Source organism: Methylobacterium sp. J-088, from assembly GCF_022829295.1.
Classification (GTDB): domain Bacteria; phylum Pseudomonadota; class Alphaproteobacteria; order Rhizobiales; family Beijerinckiaceae; genus Methylobacterium.
The window spans coordinates 73,564-94,815 of the sequence record NZ_JAKSYH010000167.1 but is presented as its reverse complement, the minus strand read 5'-3'; the positions used below and the strand labels follow the sequence as shown (position 1 = coordinate 94,815).

The window sequence follows — 21,252 nt, the reverse complement described above, 5'->3', positions numbered from 1 at the left end:
GCGCGGGGTGGAGCAGCCCGGTAGCTCGTCAGGCTCATAACCTGAAGGTCACAGGTTCAAATCCTGTCCCCGCAACCAACTCACCACACGACCAGCAAAGCCCCCGTTCACCAGAACGGGGGCTTTGTGCCGTTCGGCGCCTGGACGTGCCGACAGGATCAGCTTGGCTGCACTTCGGTTCATCGCTCGCGCGGCTTGCGGCGACGGTGTCGTGGACCTGCCGCAATCGGCCTCGATAGCGTAGGGCTGCAGCGTGCGCCTCCGCTTCGTGTCCAGGACGGCGCGCGCCCTGACGTCGGAGCCCTCTGTATGCTGACTCGCCTCGCCCTGCCCGCCCTCGTCGCAGCCCTGCTGGCCGCCGGCCCGGCCACGGCTCAGATGGCGCGCACGGAGAGCGCGAAGGAGGGGAGTCCCGGCAAGGCCGTGCCCCTCAGCAAGGCCGACGTACAGTTGTCCTTCGCCCCCGTGGTGAAGCGCGCCGCGCCCTCGGTGGTGAACGTCTACGCCTCGCACGTGGACAAGCGCTCCAGCGCGCGCTCCAGCGCCATGGAGGAGTTCATGCGCCGCTTCTTCGGCGAGCCGGAGGGCGGGCGCGGCCCCCGGGGCGAGCGGGCGCAGAAGTCCCTGGGCTCCGGCGTTCTGGTCGATGCCGACGGGCTTGTGATCACCAACAACCACGTCATCGACAACATGAATGAGGTGCGGATCGCGCTGGCCGACCGCCGGGAGTTCGAGGCGACGATCGTGATGCGCGACACACGCACCGACCTCGCGGTGCTGAAGCTCAAGGATGTGCCGAAGGGCCTGGTGCCGATGCCGTTCGGCGATGCCGACGCCCTGGAGGTCGGTGACTTCGTGATGGCGATCGGCAACCCGTTCGGGGTCGGCCAGACCGTGACCCAGGGCATCGTGTCGGCGCTCGCCCGCACCCAGGTCGGCTCGGCGGACTACCAGTACTTCATCCAGACCGACGCGGCGATCAACCCGGGCAATTCCGGCGGCGCGCTGGTCGACCTGCGCGGCCAATTGGTCGGCATCAACACTGCGATCTACTCGCAATCCGGCGGCAGCCACGGCATCGGCTTCGCGATCCCGGTGGGCATGGTCAAGGCTGTGGTCGACGCCGCCCGCGACGGGGCCAGCATCGTGCGCCGGCCCTGGCTCGGGGCCCGTATCCAGAGCGTCACCCCCGACATCGCCGACAGCATGGGCCTCGACCACCCGACCGGCGTGCTGGTGGCGAGCCTGCAAGCCAAGAGCCCGGCCGACGAGGCGGGCCTGAAGCGCGGCGACCTGATCCTGACCGTGGACGGGCAGGAGGTGGCCGACCCGGAGGCGTTCGGCTACCGCTTCGCGCTCAAGGGCGTCCAGGGCCAGACCCGGTTCGGGATCCTGCGCGGCACGAACCGCCAGACCGTCACCGTCAAGCTGGCGCCCGCGCCGGAGACGCGCCCGCGGGACGCGCTCAAGGTGAAGACCCGCTCGCCGTTCCTGGGCGCCACGCTGGTCAACACCTCGCCGGCGGTGGCCGAGGAGATGCAGGTCGATTTCCCGGCCGACGGCGTGGCCGTGATGGCGGTGGACGAGAATTCCGTCGCGGCCCGGGTCGGGTTGCAGAAGGGCGACTTGATCGTGGCGGTCAACGGCGTGCCGATGGCGGCCACCAAGGATCTCGACCGGGTCACCCGCAACAGCCTCAACGCCTGGGAGGTCACGATCAACCGCAACGGCGAGGTCATCACCTCGGTGTTCGGCGGCTGATCCCCTGCCGTCGCGGGCACCCGGCTTGCGCCCCCGCCCAGGCCCGGTGTTGATGCGCGGATGTCCGACCTCTTCGCCTCCGCGGAGCCGCCCTCCGCGCCGGATCCCGACCGCCCGCCCGGCCCCGAGACCGCCCGGCCCCTGGCGGACCGGCTGCGCCCGCAAACCCTCGCCGAGGTGGTCGGCCAGGAGCACCTGACCGGGGAGGGCGGCGCGCTCACCCGGCTGCTGCGGGGACGGACCCTCGGCTCGCTGATCTTCTGGGGACCGCCCGGCACCGGCAAGACCACGGTGGCGCGGCTGCTCGCCCAGGGCACCGACCTGCATTTCGAGCAGATCTCGGCGATCTTTTCCGGCGTGCCCGACCTGCGCAAGGTGTTCGAGGCGGCGCGCAAGCGCCGGGTGGCCGGGCAGGCGACTCTGCTGTTCGTGGACGAGATCCATCGGTTCAACCGGGCACAGCTCGATGCCTTCCTGCCGGTGATGGAGGACGGCACCGTCACGCTGGTGGGCGCCACCACCGAGAATCCGTCCTTCGAGCTGAACGCCGCGCTCCTGTCCCGGGCGCGGGTTCTGCTGTTCCGGGCCCTCGATCCGGGCGCCCTCGCGCGGCTGCTGGTCCGGGCCGAGGCGCTGACCGGGCAAGCCCTGCCGCTCACCGAGGAGGCCCGCGGCGTGCTGGTCCGCATGGCCGACGGCGACGGCCGCGCGGCCCTGACCCTGGCCGAGGAGGTCTGGCGCTCGGCTGGTCCGGACGAGACTCTCGACGCGGAAGCGTTGCAAGAGATCGTGCAGCGGCGGGCGCCGATCTACGACAAGGCCCAGGAGGGCCATTACAACCTGATCTCGGCGCTGCATAAGACCGTGCGCGGTTCCGATCCGGACGCGGCGCTTTACTATCTCTGCCGGATGCTCGATGCCGGCGAGGACCGGCTGTTCATCGCCCGCCGGCTGGTGCGCATGGCGGTGGAGGATATCGGCCTCGCCGACCCGCAGGCCCTGGTGGTGGCCAACGCCGCCAAGGACGCGTTCGACTTCCTCGGCAGCCCGGAGGGCGAGCTGGCCCTCGCGCAGGCGGCGATCTACCTCGCCTGCGCGCCGAAATCGAACGCGGTCTACGAGGCCTACAAGGCGGCGACCCGGCTCGCCAAGGAGGCGGGCTCCCTGCCGCCGCCCCGCACCATCCTCAACGCGCCGACCAAGCTGATGAAGCGGATCGGCTACGGCGAGGGCTACCGCTACGACCACGACGAGCCCGACGCCTTCTCGGGCCAGGATTACTGGCCCGACGCGCTGGGGCGCCAGCACTTCTACCAGCCGACCGAGCGCGGCTACGAGACCCGAATCGCCGAGCGGCTCGACCGGTGGGAGGCGTTGCGCAAGCAGCGGCGCGGGGCGGGGTAGAACGGAACCGCGAGGGATATGGCCTGCGCGCCGTCTCTTTCCCGGGCGCGGGGAGCGTCAGCGGAACGCGACCCGGATCCAGCACAAGACCACGCGCAGCGTCCGTATGCGCCGCCGCGATGCCATCATGTGCCGCTGCGCGGCGCTCTGTGTGCTGGATCCGGATCAGGTTCCGCTTCGCTGCACCTGTCCAGGAAAGGGATGCGCGTCGTCCGTTGCGATAAGCCCAGCGGTGGCCGCCGATACGGTCTGAAACTGGGTTCCTCGGTCACAGATCGAGGGGCGCGTTGTCGATCACCTCCTTCATGACGAAGAAGGTCCGGGTCTGGCGCACCCCCGGCAGGCCGATCAGCGTGGCGCTGTGGAGGCGGTTGAAGTCGGCCATGTCGGAGACCCGGATCTTCAGCATGTAGTCGAAGTCGCCGGCCACGAGGTGACAGTCGAGGAGCACAGGAATCGACCGCACGGCGGTCTCGAACTCCGAAAAGCTCTCGGGTGTGGAGCGGTCGAGCACGACGCCGACAAAGACGAGGGTGCCGCGGCCGACCCGGGCCGGATCGATCAAGGCCCGCACCGCCCGCACGAACCCCTCGGTAAACAGGCGCTGGATCCGGCGGTGGCAGGTGGCCGCGCTGGTGCCGACCCGCTCGGCGATCTCGGCATTGGCCATGCGCCCATCGACCTGCAGCAGCCGCAGGATCTTGTGGTCGATCCGGTCGAGCCCTAGGGACATGACGAATTCTTTCAGATTAGTCCGTCGATGCGGAGCTATCTGCCGTAAATTGCTGCGACGGCGCAAGCAGCAGGCATATCGCTCCCAAAGATCGAGAGCACCTTTCATCAAGGATCGGGTAGATTCTTCCTGCGCCTCGAAGACGGAGCCGGGCCTTCCCGCCCGCTCCCTCGGGGCCTCGCTTCGACGCATCCGGGGACGAGCCCCCGGGCGCGTCCCGAGACCCGGAGAGACCCGATGCTGGACACATTCGAGCGCTATCCCCTGACCTTCGGCCCGACGCCGATCGAGCCGCTCAAGCGTCTGACCGCCCATCTCGGTGGCGAGGTCGAACTCTACGCCAAGCGCGAGGATTGCAATTCGGGCTTGGCCTATGGCGGCAACAAGCTGCGCAAGCTCGAATACATCGTGCCGGATGCCATCGCGAGCGGCGCCGACACGCTGGTGTCGATCGGCGGCGTGCAATCGAACCATACCCGCATGGTCGCCGCGGTCGCCGCCAAGATCGGGATGAAGTGCCGGCTTATCCAGGAGGCCTGGGTGCCCCACGAGGACGCGGTCTACGACCGTGTCGGCAACATCCTGCTGTCGCGGATCATGGGCGCGCAGACGCAGCTCGTGGATGACGGGTTCGACATCGGCATCCGCGATTCGTGGAAGCGCGCGCTCGCCGAGGTCGAGGCCAAGGGCGGCAAGCCCTACGCGATCCCGGCGGGCGCCTCGGTGCACAAGTTCGGCGGCCTCGGCTATGTCGGCTTCGCCGAGGAAGTCCGGAAGCAGGAGGCCGAGATGGGTCTGCGCTTCGATTACGTGGTGGTCTGCACCGTCACCGGCTCGACCCATGCCGGCATGCTGGTGGGCTTCTCGACGGACGGGCGCGCCCGCAACGTCATCGGCATCGACGCCTCCTGCACCCCGGCCCAGACCAAGGCCCAGGTCCTCGACATCGCCCAGAACACCGCCGCCCTGGTCGGCGCGGGCGACATCGTGGCCGACGACGTGGTGCTCAACGAGGATTACGCCTACCCGGTCTACGGCGTGCCCTCGCAGGAGACCGTGGAGGCGATCCGGCTCTCGGCCCGGCTCGAGGGGATGATCACCGACCCGGTCTACGAGGGGAAGTCGATGCAGGGCATGATCGACCTCGTGAAGAAGGGCTTCTTCCCGAAGGGCTCGAAGGTGCTCTACGCCCATCTCGGCGGCGCGCCGGCGTTGAACGGCTACAGCTACACCTTCCGCAACGGCTGAGGCGGATCGGCCGGCTCCCATCCATCCGTCTGCGCCGCACTTCGACACCGCAGGATCGGGAGGGAGGGTGGGAGCAGCGACTCTGGCGTGTGGTCCCCTATATGGCGGCGCGGGACCCGCACCGGAGACAGCAGGGATGATCGCACCGGCACCGGCACGCGCGCTGCTCCTGGCTACGCTGCTCGCCTTCGGCAGCCCTTTTGGCAGCCCCCCGGCCCGGGCCGCCTCGGGCCCGGCCGTAGAGGGTGAGAACGGGATGGTGGTCTCGTCCCAGCGCCTCGCCTCGCAGGTGGGCACCGATATCCTGAGGGCCGGCGGCAACGCCGTCGACGCCGCGGTGGCGGTGGCCTACGCGGAAGCGGTGGTGAACCCGTGCTGCGGCAATCTCGGCGGCGGCGGCTTCCTGGTGCTGCACGCGGCCGACGGCCGGAGCCGCTTCGTCAATTTCCGCGAGACCGCCCCGGCGGCCGCCACGCGCGACATGTATCTCGACGCCGCCGGCAACGTCGTGACGGGTGCGAGCCTGCGCGGCTGGAAGGCGGCGGGTGTGCCGGGGACCGTGCTCGGCCTCAACACCGCGCTCGCCCAGTACGGGACCCTGCCGCTCGCGCAGGTGATGGCACCGGCGATCGCGCTGGCCCGGGACGGGTTCGTGCTGACCCGGGGCGACACCGACATCCTCGAATCCGGTACGAAGCTGTTCGCCGCGCAAGCAAACGTCGCCCGCATCTTCCTGCGCCCGGACGGCAGCCCCTGGCGGCCCGGCGACCGCCTGGTCCAGGCCGACCTCGCCCGCACCCTCCAGGCCATCGCCGAGCGCGGCGCGGACGCCTTCTACAAGGGCGCGATCCCGGAGGCCATGGAAGCGGCCTCGCGGGCCGGTGGCGGCCTGCTGACGGCAGGAGACTTCGCTGCCTACACGGTGACGGAGTCCGAGCCGCTGACCTGCCGCTACCGAGGCACGACCGTCCTGTCGGCCCCCCCGCCCTCGTCCGGCGGCGTCACGCTCTGCGAGATTCTCGGCATCCTCGATGGCTACGACCTGCCGGCGGCCGGGTTCAACTCCGCCCGGAGCGTGCACCTGATGGTCGAGGCGATGCGGCGCGCATATGCCGACCGCAATCTGCTGCTCGGCGACCCGGCCTTCGTGGCGAATCCGGTCGCTCAGCTCCTGTCGCCGGCCTACTTGGACAAACTCCGGGCCTCGATCCCGCCGGACCGGGCGACTCCATCGGCCGAGATCCGACCGGATCCGGGCCTGGAAACGCATGAGCGGGCCGAGACCACCCACATCTCGGTCATGGACCGGGCCGGCAACGCGGTCTCGCTGACCTACACGATCAACGGCTATTTCGGCGCCGGAGTGATCGCGGGCGACACAGGGTTCTTCCTCAACGACGAGATGGACGACTTCACGGTCAAGACCGGGGTGCCGAACCTGTTTGGCCTCGTGCAGGGCACGAAGAACGCGATCCAGCCGGGCAAGCGCCCGCTCTCCTCCATGGCGCCCACGATCGTGCTGCGCGACGGCAAGGTCGCGCTGGTGGCGGGCTCGCCGGGGGGCTCGCGGATCATCACGATCAACGCGCAGACGCTGATCAACATGCTCGATTTCGGCATGGCGCCGCAGGCGGCGGTGGATGCCCCGCGCATCCACCACCAATGGCTGCCCGATACGGTCTACGCCGAGCCCTTCGCGCTCTCGGCGGACACGAAAAGCATCCTGCGCGGCATGGGCCACACGATCGTCGAGCAGAAGCCCTGGGGGGCGGAGGAACTGATCGCGGTGCGCGCCGCCGCGCCCGACGCCCCGGAGGCGGCCTCCTCGGGCAACGACGCCTCGCGCACCGGGCGGATGCGCCCAGGGCTGCTCTACGGCGCCAACGACAACCGGAGGCCGGCCGGGGCGGCGGTGGGGGAGTAACGGGTTCCCAAAGGGCTAAGCCCTTCGGCGGGGTTTGGGGCGGAGCCCCGAAGTCGGGCTTCGCCCGGGCCCAGCAGAGTTCCACCCTGCATCCGCAAAAGGTCGCAGACCTTTTGAAACCGGGACTTTTCAGCCCTGTCCGGCCTCCCGCGCCACAGCCCGATAGCCGATGTCGCGTCTACAAAACCCCTGCGGCCAGTCGATCCGGGCGACCGCCGCGTAGGCGCGGTCCTTGGCATCGGTGACGCTGTCGCCCAGCGCCGTGATCGCCAGCACCCGGCCGCCATCGGCCAGCAGCTGGCCGTTCTCGGCGCGGGTGCCGGCCTGGAAGACGAACACGCCGTCGCCCTCGGCCTCGTCGATGCCCCGGATCACGGAGCCGCGCACCACGGCACCCGGATAGCCGGCGGCCGCCATCACCACGGTGAGGGCGGCCCGGTGGGCGTCGAATTCCAGGCCCACCCCGGAGAGGTCGCCGTCGCAGGCCGAGAGCAGCGCCGGCACGAGGTCGGAGGCGAGGCGCGGCATCAGCACCTGCGCCTCGGGATCGCCGAAGCGGGTGTTGTACTCGATGAGCTTGGGGCCGTCCGCGGTGAGCATCAGGCCGGCATAGAGGATGCCGGTGAACGGGCAGCCGCGCGCCCGCATCCCGGCGAGCGTCGGGGCGATGATCTCGGCCATGACCCGGGCCTCGATCTCCGGTGTGACGACCCGGGCCGGGGAATAGGCGCCCATGCCGCCGGTATTCGGGCCGCGGTCGCCGTCGAACACGCGCTTGTGGTCCTGGGCGGTGCCGAGCGGGATCGCCCGCATGCCGTCGCACAGGGCGAAGAAGCTGGCCTCCTCGCCGAACAGGCATTCCTCGACCACCACCTCGGCGCCCGGATCTTCGAACAGCGACGCCAGGGCGTCCTCGGCCTGATCCAGGGTCTCGGCAACGGTGACGCCCTTGCCGGCGGCGAGCCCGTCGGCCTTCACGACGATCGGGGCGCCCTGCTGCCGGACATAGGCCAGGGCCGGCTGCAGTTCGGTAAAGCGCGCGAAGGCGGCGGTCGGGATGCCGCAGGCGGCGCAGAGATCCTTGGTGAAGCCCTTCGAGCCCTCGAGCCGGGCGGCATCGCGGGTCGGGCCGAAGGCGCGGATCCCGGCGGCCTTCAGATCATCGACCAGCCCGGCGACCAGGGGCGCCTCGGGGCCGACCACCACGAGGCCGATCGATTCCGAAGCACAGAAGGCGGCGATCGCGGCGTGATCCGAGATCGTCAGGTCCGGCCGGTTGGTACCGTGCCGGGCCGTGCCGGGATTGCCCGGTGCGGTGAACAGCCGGGTGCAGAGCGGGCTCTGGACCAGTCGCCAGGCCAGGGCGTGCTCGCGACCGCCGGAGCCGATCAGCAGGATATTCATGCGTACGCCACCATGGGCCCAGGTTCTGGGCGAAGCCGGCGGGCGGGGAAAGGTTTTTTTGGGCTTTCCCCGCTCTGCGCCGGTATCCCGGCCGCTCAGCAGCCGGTGCACACGCTCGTGTTGATGCCGCCGCCCCGCCGGACGAAGCCGTGGGTGCCGGGTTGGCGCGCACCGGGGCGCCCGCCATAGACGCCCCGGTAGGGCAGGACCGGCCCGAAGGACTCGAACTGGACGTTGCGTTGGATCGACTGATTCAACGTGTTGAAATCCGTGACCCGTTGCTGGTTGAGCGTGCGGATCTGACTCTGCAGGGCGAACGAGGCGTTGGCCGCGTTCGGATCGTTCTGCTGCACCTGGGCCCAGGCGGTGCCCGCCGGGAGGGCGAGCGCCAGGACGAGGAGCGCGCGGGATGCGGCGCGCATGGGGCTCTCCGTGAGAGGGACCGATCTGTCTATAGGGTCGACGTGTTGAGGTCGCGCCAAGTTCCGGGACGCGTCAACCCGGCACAACCGGTGATTTAGTCTCGGGCAGGGCATCGACCTGCTTGGGATCCAGGCCGGTATGGGCCTGCACCAGGGGATGGGGCGTCAGCGCCAGCCACTGGGTCAGCGAGATGTCGGCGTAGCGCGGGCTCTTGAACATCTCCAGGAAGGTCAGCACCGTGTCGCCGGTGTTCTCGATGTAGTGGCCCATGGCGAAGGGCACGTAGCCGACGTCGCCGGCCTGATAGTCGAAGGTGCGGGCCTTCGATTCCGAGCCGAACACGGTCATCCGGCCCTTGCCCGACAGGTAGTACTGCCACTCGTCGCTGTTGGGGTGCCAGTGCAGCTCGCGCAGCCCCCCGGGCTCGACCTCGACCAGGGCCGCCGCGATGGTGACGGAGGCCGGGAACACCGTGGAGTCGGTGATGCGCACGCTGCCGCCCTTGGTGCGGACAGGCTCCTGCGCCAGCATCCGATGGCTGAATGTCTTGGGGATCTCGCCGGCACCGCCCATCTTGTCGGCCGAGAGCGGCCCCGGATTCGGGCCGGGAAAGATGTAAAGCTCTTTCTGGGGGATCTTGGCGAAGGCGCTCTCCGGCAAGCCGAAATTCTTGGCCAGGATATCGGTGGGCGTATGCGCCAGCCAATCGGTCAGCAGGAAGGTGGAATCCTCCGAGAAGGCGCCGTCGTCGAACACGAGCAGGAACTCGCAGCCGTCGACCCCGTCGGCGGAAAGCCCCTGGATCGAATGCGGGATGCCGCCGGGGAAGTACCACAGGTCGCCCGGGCCGACATCGTCCGCGAAGGTGCGCCCGTCCTGATCGACCGCGGTGATCCGGGCCTTGCCCTTGATCATGTAGGACCACTCGGCTTCCTTGTGCCAGTGCATCTCGCGGACCACGCCGGCCTTGAGCCGCATGTTGACCCCGGCCATGGCCTTCGAGATCGGCAATTCGCGGATCGTGGTCTGGCGCGCCCAGCCGCCCTCCTCCAGCCGCATGTGGCTGTCGGCGAAGGACCATTTCAGGTTCGGCATCGTGCCGTGGTCGGTGCCGGGCGGGGCGAGCGTGAAGGGCTCCTCGGCGGCCCGCGGCAGGTTGCGCGGTCCCAGGATGTCGGCGCCCTTCGTGCCGCGCGCGGGCACGGGACCCGATGGGCCGGAGGATTGCGCGGCCGCGGGCGACGCCATCATCGCGCCGCCGGCTGCGGCGATGATGGCGCGCCTGGAAATCTCGGTCATCGTGGATCGGTCCCTAGTGTCTGGGAGGGAAACCGAACGCGGGATCCAAGGATCCGGGTCTGATCGTGCAGTGCGGCATCTCGCCCGGACCCGGTTCGCGGACTATGTGTTGAAGGCAGTGCTGGGCGCGACCCGAGGACAGGATGGCGGACCGGGACAGTTCGGCGACAGATCAGGACCGCCCGCCCGCACGCCGCGGCCGCGCCTGGCTCGTCCTCCTGATGCTGGCGGGCGCCGGCCTGCTCGGATACCGCTCCTGGCCGGACGCATCCCGGGCGGCGAGCCCGCCGCAATCCGCCGCGACGCAACCGCCGCCTGTGCGGGTGGCCCAGGCCGCCCAGGCCTCCGGCCCCCTGACCCTCACCCAGACCGGCACCACCCAGGCCTTCGACACGGCGAATCTCTACCCGCGGGCGACCGGCTACATCGTCGAGCGCAAGGTCGACATCGGCTCGCACGTGAAGGCGGGCGACCTGCTGTTCCGGATCAGCGCCCCCGACCTCGACCAGCAGCTCGTCCAGGCCCAGGCGCAGGTCGTGCAGCTGCAGGCGGCGCTGATCCAGGCCCACGCGATGGTCGATCAGGCAGACGCCAACCGCCACCTCGCGGACGTGACCAACCGCCGGACCTCGACGCTCGCCGGCACCGGGGCCGAGACCCGGCAGAACGCCGACACGTCGCAGGCCGGGGTGCTGTCGCAGACCGCCAATGTCGACGCCGTCAAGGCCGCCGTGAAGGTCGCCGAGGCCAACATCGCGGCCCAGGAGGCGCAGGCCGCCCGGCTCAAGGTCCTGACCGGTTTCGAGGAAATCCGCGCGCCCTTCGACGGTGTGGTGACGGCCCGGAACAACGATGTCGGCGACGCGGTCACGGCGGACACCAATACGGGCCTGCCGCTCCTGACGCTGAACCGGGACGACGTGCTGCGCATGGCGGTGAACGTGCCGCTCTACGCTGCCGACGGCGTGCGCGACGGGCTCGCCGCCCGGGTCGAGGTGGCGCAGATCCCCGGCAAGGTGTTTCCCGGCACGGTCTCGCGCTCGTCGGCGGCTCTGCTCTACGCCTCGCGCATCCTGGTCACCCAGGTCGACATCCCCAACCCCGACGCCGTGCTCCGGCCGGGCCTCTACATCACCCTGACGCTGGAGATTCCGCGGGTCGCGCCGGCCGTGACGGTGCCGAGCGACGCCCTGATCTTCGACCAGCACGGGACCCGCGTGGCCGTGGTCGAAACGGAGGCCGACGGGCACGCGGTGGCGCGAATGCGCCCGGTGACGATCTTCCGCCAGACCCGGACGGCCCTGGAGCTGCGCTCGGGCCTGACCGGCGACGAGCGGGTGATCGTCGGCCCACCGGCCTCCCTGCGCGACGGCGACCGGGTCACGCCGCAGCCCGAGGGCAAGGCGGGGGCGTGAGCGGCCGGGTGTTCATCAGGGCTCTGCCCTGATCACCCGCCAAAGGGCTGCAAGCCCAGCCGTTTGAGGTGTTCGCATAAGCACCGGGACATTGGCCGGACGCGCTCTCCTCCCCCTTGTGGGGAGGCGTTGGAGGTGGTGCAAGAGGCACCGGTACGCTTGATCCTGAACCACCCCCACCCCTGACCCCTCCCCGCAAGGGGGAGGGGAAAACGCAGTGCTCTTTCGGTCTGTTAGAGACACGGATTGCTGTCTGTGCACCCCGCTCAAACACCTCGAAGGGGTTGAGCCGGAGCCCTTTGGAAACCCGTTTCAGGGGCGCAACGCGACGCCCTGAGCAGGTTTCGCAAAAGTGGCCACCGGTTTTGCGATAAAAACCTGCGCTGTAACAAAGATCTTAGCGGACGGGATCCAGCCGCGCTCGGACATCGGTTCGGGCGAGGCGGGCCAGCAGGTACGCGATCTCGGCCTTGGCCGGCGCGGTCAGCGCCTGTGAGGGCTTGCGCTGCGCATCGGAGGAAAAAATCCCCCGGCGCTGGAACACGTATTTGCGCACCGCGAGCCCCAGCGGGCCCTGCTGCTGCTCGTAGCGCAGATAGGGCAGGTGGGCGTCGAACAGGTCATGGGCGGCGTCGCGCTCGCCCGCCCGGCCGAGGCGGACGACGTCGACCAGCATCTCCGGGAAGGCGTAACCGGTATTGGCGCCGTCGGCCCCGCGCTCGGTCTCGAAGTCGAGGAACAGGCCGCCATTGCCCACGAGGATGGAGATGTGGCGCATCGAGCCATCCGCCTCGAAGCCGCGCAGCGTGGAAATCTTCTCCAGGCCCGGCCAGTCCTCGTGCTTGAGCATCACGCAGGAGGGGTTTTCGGTGACGATCCGGCGGATCACGCCGGGGGTCATCTGCACCGAGAAGGTGAGGGGGTAGTCCTGCAGCACGAAGGGCACATCCGAACCGATCGCCTCGGCGGCATTGCGGTAGTAGCCCGCCACCTGATCGTCGGTGCGGAGCGTGTTGGGCGGGGCGATCATCACGCCGGACGCGCCCATCTCCATCACCTCCCGGGCGAGGGACCGCATGGCCGCGAAGCCCGGCGCCGTGACACCGACGATCACCGGCAGCCGCGTCCGCCCGAGGACGCGCTTGGCCACTGCGATCCCCTCCGCGTGGTCGAGCTTGCCGGCCTCGCCGAGCTGGCCGAGGATCGTCAGGCCGTCGACGCCGGCCGCGCCGAAGAAGTCGGTCATCCGGTCGAGGGAGGTCTCGTCGATCCGGCCATCCGGGTGGAACGGCGTCGGGGCGATCGGCACGACGCCGCGAATGTCGCTGGTGAGGGGCATACCGGTCTGATCCTCCGTCGCGGAACGATGCGGGCGGGGACCATAGGCCCGGTTAGCCGGAAAATCTTTAGCCGATGGCGGTCGGATCAGGTCGTGGTTTCGAAAGGGCGAGACCTTTCGCGGGTCCAAGGCAGAGCCCTGGTGCCGAACATTGTCTGGTGTCGGGCTGCGCCCGAGACGGTCAGGGCTCTGCCCTGACAACCCGCCAAAGGGCACAGCCCTTCGGAAACCCGGGATACGGGTCGAACAGGCTCTCGGAGCGCGTCAGTGCACGGCTTTCAGACCATGCGCGCTTACAACATATCAGGCCCGGACTTCCGCAGAACGGACAACCGGCGCGCCGGCGGAGGCCCGGACCGGCCGTCCCGAGCGCCCCGCCAGCGCCACCGAGCCCTGCTGCAGGGCGATGAAGGCGAACAGCAGCAGGCCCGTCGCGATCTTGGTCCACCAGCTCGACAGGGTACCGTCGAAGGTGATGGCCGTCTGGATCAGGCCGCCGATCATCACCCCCAGGAACGTGCCCAGCAGGCCGCCCTGGCCGCCGGAGAGCAGCGTGCCGCCGATCACCACGGCCGCGATGGCATCGAGTTCCACGCCCACCGCCGAGAGCGGCGTGCCGGAGGCGGTGTCGAGGGAGAACACGATCCCGGCGAGGGCGGCGAGCAGGCTCGACAGGGCGTAGACCGCCACGATGTTGTGCCCGACCCGCACGCCCATGAGCGCCGTGGTCTGGCGGCTGCCGCCGAGCGCGTAGACCGTGGCGCCGAAGCGCGTGGCGCGGAGCACCACCCCGCCCACCAGGAACACGGCGAGCATCACACCCGCGGTCAGGGTCAGCCGCCCGCCGCCGGGCAGGCTCAGCGACAGGTCGGAGACCGCGCCGTACAGGGGGGCGTTGATCGGCACCGATTCGGTGGAGAGCAGGAAGCCCGCGCCCCGGGCCAGGAACATGCCGGCCAGCGTCACGATGAAGGGCGGCATGTCGAAGACATGGATCAGCGCGCCCATGGCGGCGCCGAACAGGCCGGCGGCGGCGAGCACGATCCCGAAGGCTGCGAGCGGCGGGATCCCCCAGCGCTCGATCGCCAGCGCCAGGAACACCGTGGTGAACCCCACCACCGAGCCGACCGACAGGTCGATGCCGCCCGCAACGATCACGAAGGTCGTGCCCACCGCCACGATGCCCAGGAAGGCGCTGTCGGTGAGCAGGTTGCCGACGACCCGCGTGGTCAGGAAGGCGGGGTACTGCGTGGCGCAGAGGCCGTAGCCGGCCGCGAACAGCAGCGCGGCGACGAGGACCGGGAGGTTGCGGCTCATCGCGGGCTCCGCAGCAGCAGGGACAGGCCAGCGAGGCGCGGCGCTTGCAGCAGGAGCACCGCCAGCACCACCGCGGCCTTGACCACGAGGTTGAGTTCCGGCGGCAGGCCGGAGAGCAGGATCCCGGTGTTCATCGCCTGGATCAGGAAGGCCCCGAGCACCGCCAGCCACAGGCTGAACCGGCCGCCGAGCAGGGACGAGCCCGCCACCACCACGGCCAGGATCGCGTCGAGTTCGAGCCACAGCCCGGCATTGTTGGCGTCGGCCCCCAGGATGTCGGCCGCCGCGACCACGCCGGCCAGAGCCGCGCAGACGCCGCTCCAGGCATAGACCGCCAGCGTCACCGCGCGGGTGTCGATGCCGGCCAGCGCGCTCGCGCGGGCGTTGCCGCCGGTCGCCTCGATCATCAGGCCGAGCGCCGTGCCGCGCACCAGCGCGAGGGTGAGGCACAGCATGCCGAGGACCAGCACCACCGGCATCGGCACGCCGACGAGCGCGCCGCCGCCGAGGAACGCGAGGTCGGGGGAGACGAAGGTGATGATCCGCCCCTCGGTGATCAGCTGGGCGATGCCGCGGCCGGCGACCATCAGGATCAGGGTGGCGACGATCGGCTGGATCCGGAGCCCCGCCACCAGCAGGCCGTTCCACAGCCCGCACAGGAGCCCGGTGGCCAAAGCCGCCGCGAGCACCACCGGCAGGGGCTGGGTGTCGGCGAGGCTCGCCGCCACCGCGCCCGCGATCGCCATCACGGCGCCCACCGACAGGTCGATGCCGCCGGTGGCCACCACCAGCACCATGCCGAGCGACAGCAGCGCCACCGGGGCGCCGCGGTTGAACACGTCGACGAGGCTGCCGAACAGGCGCCCGTCCTGCAGATGCACGTCGAGGAATTGCGGCGCGACCAGCCGGTCGGCCAGCAGTACGGCCAGGAAGGCGAGGAGCTGGGGCGCTCCGGCACGCAGCGCGCGCATCAGGCGGGCTCCGGCACGGGAGCAGGCGTTTCCGCCGCGATCGCCCGGAGGATGGCGGTGACGTCGATCGCCCCGTCGGCGAGTTCGGCCACCTGGGCACGGTCGCGCATCACGATCACCCGGTCGGAATAGGTCACGATCTCCTCCAGCTCGGACGAGATCACCAAGAGGGCGAGGCCCGCATCGCACAGGCTCCGGATCAGCCGGATGATCTCGGCGTGAGCCCCGACGTCGATGCCCCGTGTCGGCTCGTCGAGGATCAGCAGGCGCGGCTCGGTGGCGAGCCAGCGGGCCAGAAGCGTCTTCTGCTGGTTGCCCCCGGACAGCAGCCCGAGCGGTCGCTCCGGATCGGGCGGCCGGATGTCGAGCTTGGCGATGAAGTCGCGGGCGATCCGGTCCTGCGCCGCCCGGCCCAGCGGCCGGAACGGGCCCTGTCGGGCCTGGAGCGCCAGCACGATGTTCTCCCGGACGGTCAGATCGGCGACGATGCCGTCGGTCTTGCGCTCCTCCGGGCAGTAGCCGAGGCGATGGCGCAGCGCGTCCCGGGGGCCGGCGATCCGGGTGGGCTTCCCGTCGAGCAGGATGCGGCCCTGGTCCGGCCGCTCGGCCCCGAACAGCAGGCGGGCGGTCTCGGTCCGCTCGGAGCCGAGGAGGCCCGCGAGACCCACCACCTCGCCGCCCGCCACCGACAGGTCGACGGGTTGGAGATAGCCGGCCTTGCCGAGTTTTTCCGCGCGCAGGACCGGGGCCCCGGCCTCAATCCGCTGGGCCCGCGGCCCCGTCTCCGACCGCGCCTCGTCCTCGGCGAGGTCGTGGCCCAGCATGGTGCGCACGAGGTCGAGGCGGGGAAACTGCGCGGTCTCGCGCTCGGTCACCAGCCGGCCGTTGCGCAGGACGGTGATCCGGTCGGTGATCGCGTAGACCTGCTCCAGGAAGTGGGTGACGAACACGATGCCGATGCCCCGCGCGGCCAGCCGGCGCATCACGCCGAACAGCACCGTCACCTCGTGGGTGTCGAGGCTCGCGGTCGGCTCGTCGAGGATCAGCGCCCGGGCCGAGAGGTCCACCGCCCGGGCGATCGCCACGAGGTGCTGCACCGCCACCGGGAAGCGTCCGAGCGGCGCCCCGACATCGATCGCGAGGCCGAACTCCGCCAGGCGTTCCGACGCGCGCCGCCGCATCGTCCGGCCGCGCACGAGGCCCAACCGGGTCGGCTCACGGCCGAGGAACAGGTTCTGCGCCACGGTGAGGTTCGGCAGCAGCCCGACCTCCTGGTAGACCGTGGCGATGCCGGCCCGGCCGGCCTCCTCGGCCGAGCGCGGCGCGATCGGCACGCCGTCGAGCCACACGTCGCCCGCATCGCGCCGGACGATTCCGGTCAGCGTCTTGATGAAGGTCGATTTGCCGGCGCCGTTCTCGCCCAGCAGGGCGTGGATCTCCCCCCGGCGCAGGGTGAAGTCGACCCCCGCGAGGGCGTGGTGCCCGGCGAAGCTCTTGGAGAGCCCGCGGACGCTGAGCAGGGGCGTGTCGGACACGGGACCGCTCGCAGGGGTCGCGGCGCGGGGCGCGTCAGTAGCCGAGGCCCTTCTTGCTCTCGTAGACCTTCAGCGGATCGTCGGCCGCCGTGTAGAGCTTCGATTCGGTCTGGATCCACTTGGGCGGGACGGTGCCCTTCTCCTTGAAGGCCGTGAGCACGTCGAAGGCGGGGCCGGCCATGTCGGGCGTGAGCTCGACGGTGGCGTTGGCCTCGCCCGCCGCGATCGCCTTGAAGATGTCGGGCACCGCGTCGATCGAGACCGTCAGGATCTCCCGGCCGGGCTTCAGGCCGGCCTCCTTCATCGCCTGGATGGCGCCGACCATCATGTCGTCGTTGTGGGCGTAGACGGCGCAGATCGCGCGCCCGCCCTCGGCCTTGATGAAGCTCTCCATCACCTCCTTGCCCTTGGCGCGGGTGAAGTCGCCGGTCTGGCTGCGCACGAGCTTGAGGTTGGCGTGGGACGCGAGGGCGGCGTCAAAGCCCTTCTTGCGGTTGGTGGCGACGCTCGCCCCGACCGTGCCCTGAAGCTCGACCACGTTGCAGGGTTTTTCGCCGACCGTCTTGGCCAGCCAGTTGCCGGCGACGCGGCCCTCCTCGACGCTGTCGGAGGTGACGGCGGTGAGGGTGAGGTCCTTGCCGGACGGGTCGATGTCGCGGTCGAGCAGGATCACCGGGATCTTGGCGTCCCGGGCTTCCTTCAGCACCGCGTCCCAGCCGGTGGCGACCACGGGGGCGAGCAGGATCGCGTCCACCCCCTGCGCCACGAAGGAGCGGATCGCCTTGATCTGGTTCTCTTGCTTCTGCTGCGCGTCGGCGATCTTGACGGTGATGCCGCGCGTCTTGGCCTCGGCCTTGGTCACCGTGGTCTCGGCGGCGCGCCAGCCGGATTCCGAGCCGATCTGCGAGAAGCCGACGGTCAACGAGGCCGCCTGGGCCGCACCGCCCCACGCGAGCATCGCGCCCACGAGCAATGGCTTGATGGAAACCGATTCCCTCATGACACGTCCCCCCTGGATTGCGGCCGCCGCCTCTTCGGAGCGATCGACCCGCATATGTATGACATATGCGCGGGGACTGGATAGCCGGACGCGCTCTTCCTGTCACTGCTGAAGGCGCAGCCGATCGCCGATGAACCCTGTCAGAACGAATGATTTGTCCGATTTTTCGCGCGTTGCCGGCGCGGCTGCTTCAGGCGGATCATTCATCCCGACCTGGGCCCGGCATGCCGGGTTCGTTCGCGCTTCCCAAAGGCAGATTGCCCTCCGTCCGGCGCCGCGCAGATGATTCTCTCCGCCTTCGGCACAGGTGGAAGCATCCGATGATGACCCCACGGCCAGCAAGCCGCAAACCGCGGCGCGATCGGGCTATGCCGGCTCAGACGGCGTCCTGACGGAGTTCCTCGACAAGCTCGGGATGCCGGTCGAGGAGGCGCAACAGCTGGCTGGTCGGGCCGCTCGGTTCGACCAAGCCGCGCTCATACTTGTCGAAGGCCGATTCCCCGACTTTGAGAAGGCCGCCCGCCTCGCGCTGAGAGAGGCGTAACTTCTCGCGCACTCGCCGGATTGTCGCGGGGGAGGGAAGACCTTCCACCTCCTCCTTGAGCGCGCGCAAAGCTGCATCCGTCACCGCCATGTCTTGGCCGACATGGATACCCTCGCCCTCGCCCTCCGGATAATAGCCCGGCAGGTCGACAATTCGCGTCCGCCCCCCGTAGGCAACCGTGAAGGGTCGTACATCCCGACGAAGGATCTCTGCGGTTTCGGGCGACACCATCGTTTCCGGTAGAGCGCTCTCGATCGCCATGCTCATTTCTCCTTGAACGACATGACGGTGAACGCGGTCACCGCATCGGCCTGGAACTTCACGTAGAGCGTCAGGCCTCGAGCGGGCACATGATAGACATCCTGCCAGACACGATGATCAGCATGGGTCGTCATCGACTCGAAGAACATGTCCCTTTCGATCCCGGCGATCGTTTCAGCGACACCTGCCCGATCGAACCCCAATGCGAGCGCATCGCGGAGCGCCGTCGTCGTGATCGCAAGCGTATCTGTTGCGCCTAGCGCGGCCTTGATGGCTTGGAGGTCGTAGGTCGGGCCACGCTTCTCCATGACCTCGAAATGCCACCTTAATGGTGGCAGAGCAAGGAATGGGGACGGACGAACGTCATAGCCGCTGCGGGAGGCGCCCGCGAGGCGCCGTCCCACCCGGTCAGACCAGCAGCTTGTCCAGCGTGATCGGCATCTCGCGCACCCGCACGCCGGTGGCGTGCCAGATCGCGTTGGCGATGGCGCCCACCGTGCCGGTGATGCCGATCTCGCCGACGCCCTTCACGCCGAGGTTGTTCACCACCGCGTCGTCCTCGTGGACCAGGATCGCCTCCATGGCGGGCACGTCGGCGTTCACCGGCACGTGGTATTCGGCGAGGTTGTCGTTGAGGAAGCGGCCGGTGCGCGGGTCCATCTCGGCCCGCTCGTGCAGGGCGAAGGACAGGCCCCAGATCATCCCGCCGTAATACTGGCTCTGGACCAGCCGCGGGTTGATCACCCGGCCCGCCGCGAAGGCGCCGACGAGGCGGCTCACCCGGATCTGGCCGAGATCGGGATCGACCTTCACCTCGGCGAAGACCGCCCCGTGGGCGTGCATGGCGTAGGAGGCCTGCGCGGCCGGATCGGCCCCGGCCTTGCCCTGGCCCTCGATGCTGGCCCGGCCGGCCCGCGCGAGGATGTCGGTGACGGATTCGCCCCGGCTCGGGTCGTCGCGCCGGGTCAGGCGCCCGTCGGCGGCGGTCACGCCGGCATTGCCCGCGCCGTAGAGCGGGGAGGCGGGATCGTTGGTGGCGAGATCCGCAAGCTGGCGGATCACGTCGGCCGCCGCCGCATGGATCGCACCGCCGGCTGTCGCGGTATGACCCGAGCCGCCCGCGATGCCGGCATTCGGCAGATCGGAAGACCCCATCCGGAAGGTGAGGGCGTCCATGCCGATCCCGAGCCCGTCGGCGGCGATCTGGGCGAGCGCCGTCCAGGACCCCTGGCCCATGTCGATCGCCCCGAGTTCCACCGTGCCGGTGCCGTCGGCGCGGATCTCGGCCCGGGCCATGCCTTCGAAGATCAGGGACGGGAAGGTGGCGGTGCCCATGCCGGTGCCGACCAGGAAGCCGTCCTTGTCGCGCGTCTGGCGGGGCTGGAGCGGGCGCCCGGCCCAGCCGAACGCCTCGGCGCCGCGCCGATAACATTCGCGCAGGGCTTTCGAGGAGAACGGCTTGCCGGTGATCGGCTCGACCTCGGCGTAGTTGGCGAGGCGGAAGTCCAGCGGGTCCATGCCGAGTTCGTGCGCCATCTCGTCCAGCGCGCTCTCCAAGGCGACGCTGCCGGTGGCCTCGCCGGGGGCGCGCATGAACAAGGGCGTGCCGGTATCGAGGCGCACGGCTTCGTGCCGGATCGCGAGGGCCGGGCTCGCGTAGAGGGTGCTGGTCGCCCGGCCCGCCGGCTCGAAGAAGTCGTCGAAGCTCGACGAGGCGGTGAGGATGTGGTGGTCGAGCGCCGTGAGCTTGCCGGCCGCATCGGTGCCGAGGCGCAGGGTCTGCCGGGTCGGGCCGCGATGGCCCATCGGGCCGTACATCTGGGTCCGGGTCGGCACGAGCTTCACCGGCTTGCCCACGAGCTTCGCCGCCATGCAGGCCAGCACCTGCGGCCCGGCGGGCACGCCCTTCGAGCCGAAGCCGCCGCCGAGATAGGGGCTGTCGATATGGATGTCGTCGGGGCTGATGCCGAACAGCCCGGCGAGGCGGCCCTGCGACATGGCCAGCGCCTGGGTCGGCATCAGGAGCGTCAGCCGATTCCCCTCCCAGCTGGCCACGGCCGCGTGCGGCTCCATGGCGTTGTGATACTGGGCCGGCGTCTCGTAGGTCGCCGCGATGGTCTTGGACGCGGCGGCAAGCCCGGCCTCGACGTCGCCGTCGGACTCGGCCGCGGGCGCGCCGACGCCCACGGAGGGCGGGGTGAAGACCTCGCCGGCATCGAGCCCGATCCGCGGCGTCTCGGCCGCGTAGGTCGGGGCGAGCAGCCGCGCGCCCTCGGTGGCCGCCTCCAGGGTCTCGGCGATCACCACGGCGATCGGCTGGTTGGCGTAGCGGACGCGGTCGTTCTGGAGCAGATCGAGGCGGAAGGTGAACGGGCCGTCCTTGGCGTCCGGGTCCTTGGCGAGCGTCGGCGCGTTCTCCGGCGTCATCACCGCCACGACGCCGGGATGCGCCGCGGCGGCGGCCACGTCGAGGCCGGTGACGCGGCCCTTCGCGATCCGGGCGACGCAGAGCGCCGCGTGGAGCGTACCGGGGGGCAGGTTGTCGGCGGAGAAGCGGGCCTGGCCCGTCACCTTGAGCGGGCCGTCGCGCCGGGTGAGCGGCTGGCCGATGCTGGAGCCGTGGCGGACACCGCCGGCGGGGAGGGTCGAAGGCGAGGCGGTCGCGGTCATGCGG

Annotated in this window: 17 protein-coding genes and 1 tRNA gene; 6 read left to right on the top strand and 12 right to left on the bottom strand. The window is 70.1% G+C overall.

Annotated features, from left to right (window positions below; genetic code table 11):
- Window position 1 precedes the first annotated feature (1 nt).
- The 3 genes from MKK63_RS18625 (at window position 2) to MKK63_RS18615 (ending at window position 3,165) form a co-directional block, all read left to right on the top strand.
- A tRNA-Met gene (locus MKK63_RS18625) sits at window positions 2-78 on the top strand.
- A 231-nt stretch (window positions 79-309) separates the two neighbouring features.
- The gene (locus MKK63_RS18620; RefSeq protein WP_244004387.1) at window positions 310-1,761 is read left to right on the top strand and encodes a Do family serine endopeptidase; all 1,452 of its coding nucleotides are present in this window, start codon (window positions 310-312) and stop codon (window positions 1,759-1,761) included.
- 60 nt (window positions 1,762-1,821) lie between these two features.
- A complete protein-coding gene (locus MKK63_RS18615) occupies window positions 1,822-3,165 on the top strand; it encodes a replication-associated recombination protein A (RefSeq protein WP_244004385.1) in 1,344 nt (447 codons plus the stop codon).
- Window positions 3,166-3,433: 268 nt separating this feature from the next.
- On the opposite strand, the gene MKK63_RS18610 is transcribed toward MKK63_RS18615, so the two are convergent.
- Window positions 3,434-3,898 carry an Lrp/AsnC family transcriptional regulator gene (locus MKK63_RS18610; protein ID WP_244004383.1) on the bottom strand — a complete coding sequence of 155 codons (465 nt, stop codon included), beginning with the start codon at window positions 3,896-3,898 and terminating at the stop codon, window positions 3,434-3,436.
- Window positions 3,899-4,135: 237 nt separating this feature from the next.
- On the opposite strand from MKK63_RS18610, the gene MKK63_RS18605 reads away from it, so the two are divergent.
- Entirely contained in the window at window positions 4,136-5,146 is a 1,011-nt protein-coding gene (locus MKK63_RS18605) for a 1-aminocyclopropane-1-carboxylate deaminase (RefSeq protein WP_244004381.1), read from the top strand.
- Between the two features lie 136 nt (window positions 5,147-5,282).
- Window positions 5,283-7,070 (top strand): gamma-glutamyltransferase, encoded by a 1,788-nt coding sequence (gene ggt, locus MKK63_RS18600; RefSeq protein WP_244004379.1) that lies wholly within the window; start codon window positions 5,283-5,285, stop codon window positions 7,068-7,070.
- A 129-nt stretch (window positions 7,071-7,199) separates the two neighbouring features.
- Here ggt and purD read toward each other — a convergent pair whose 3' ends face one another.
- The 3 genes from purD to MKK63_RS18585 all read right to left on the bottom strand — a co-directional run bounded on the left by purD (window position 7,200) and on the right by MKK63_RS18585 (window position 10,196).
- On the bottom strand, window positions 7,200-8,474 hold the full coding sequence (gene purD / locus MKK63_RS18595; RefSeq protein WP_244004377.1) for a phosphoribosylamine--glycine ligase: 1,275 nt from the start codon (window positions 8,472-8,474) through the stop codon (window positions 7,200-7,202).
- A 95-nt stretch (window positions 8,475-8,569) separates the two neighbouring features.
- A complete protein-coding gene (locus MKK63_RS18590; protein ID WP_244004375.1) occupies window positions 8,570-8,896 on the bottom strand; it encodes a hypothetical protein in 327 nt (108 codons plus the stop codon).
- Between the two features lie 73 nt (window positions 8,897-8,969).
- A complete protein-coding gene (locus MKK63_RS18585) occupies window positions 8,970-10,196 on the bottom strand; it encodes an oxalate decarboxylase family bicupin (protein WP_276082030.1) in 1,227 nt (408 codons plus the stop codon).
- A gap of 143 nt (window positions 10,197-10,339) precedes the next feature.
- Between MKK63_RS18585 and MKK63_RS18580 the strand changes: the two genes are divergently transcribed.
- On the top strand, window positions 10,340-11,611 hold the full coding sequence (locus MKK63_RS18580; RefSeq protein WP_244004373.1) for an efflux RND transporter periplasmic adaptor subunit: 1,272 nt from the start codon (window positions 10,340-10,342) through the stop codon (window positions 11,609-11,611).
- A gap of 397 nt (window positions 11,612-12,008) precedes the next feature.
- On the opposite strand, the gene MKK63_RS18575 is transcribed toward MKK63_RS18580, so the two are convergent.
- The 8 genes from MKK63_RS18575 to MKK63_RS18540 form a co-directional block, all read right to left on the bottom strand.
- Window positions 12,009-12,950 carry a dihydrodipicolinate synthase family protein gene (locus MKK63_RS18575; RefSeq protein WP_244004371.1) on the bottom strand — a complete coding sequence of 314 codons (942 nt, stop codon included), beginning with the start codon at window positions 12,948-12,950 and terminating at the stop codon, window positions 12,009-12,011.
- Window positions 12,951-13,253: 303 nt separating this feature from the next.
- Window positions 13,254-14,267 (bottom strand): galactofuranose ABC transporter, permease protein YjfF, encoded by a 1,014-nt coding sequence (gene yjfF, locus MKK63_RS18570; RefSeq protein ID WP_244004369.1) that lies wholly within the window; start codon window positions 14,265-14,267, stop codon window positions 13,254-13,256.
- Complete coding sequence (locus MKK63_RS18565) at window positions 14,264-15,238, bottom strand: ABC transporter permease (protein WP_244004367.1); 975 nt, start codon at window positions 15,236-15,238, stop codon at window positions 14,264-14,266. Before MKK63_RS18565 ends, yjfF begins: the two co-directional genes overlap by 4 nt.
- Window positions 15,238-16,773 (bottom strand): sugar ABC transporter ATP-binding protein, encoded by a 1,536-nt coding sequence (locus MKK63_RS18560; protein ID WP_244004365.1) that lies wholly within the window; start codon window positions 16,771-16,773, stop codon window positions 15,238-15,240. The genes MKK63_RS18565 and MKK63_RS18560 overlap by 1 nt, the downstream gene beginning before the upstream one ends.
- A gap of 34 nt (window positions 16,774-16,807) precedes the next feature.
- The gene (ytfQ, locus tag MKK63_RS18555) at window positions 16,808-17,731 is read right to left on the bottom strand and encodes a galactofuranose ABC transporter, galactofuranose-binding protein YtfQ (protein ID WP_244004392.1); all 924 of its coding nucleotides are present in this window, start codon (window positions 17,729-17,731) and stop codon (window positions 16,808-16,810) included.
- A 418-nt stretch (window positions 17,732-18,149) separates the two neighbouring features.
- On the bottom strand, window positions 18,150-18,578 hold the full coding sequence (locus tag MKK63_RS18550; RefSeq protein ID WP_244004363.1) for a type II toxin-antitoxin system MqsA family antitoxin: 429 nt from the start codon (window positions 18,576-18,578) through the stop codon (window positions 18,150-18,152).
- Between the two features lie 2 nt (window positions 18,579-18,580).
- Window positions 18,581-18,886 carry a type II toxin-antitoxin system MqsR family toxin gene (locus tag MKK63_RS18545; RefSeq protein ID WP_244004361.1) on the bottom strand — a complete coding sequence of 102 codons (306 nt, stop codon included), beginning with the start codon at window positions 18,884-18,886 and terminating at the stop codon, window positions 18,581-18,583.
- A 100-nt stretch (window positions 18,887-18,986) separates the two neighbouring features.
- The gene (locus MKK63_RS18540; protein ID WP_244004359.1) at window positions 18,987-21,248 is read right to left on the bottom strand and encodes a xanthine dehydrogenase family protein molybdopterin-binding subunit; all 2,262 of its coding nucleotides are present in this window, start codon (window positions 21,246-21,248) and stop codon (window positions 18,987-18,989) included.
- Window positions 21,249-21,252 lie beyond the last annotated feature (4 nt).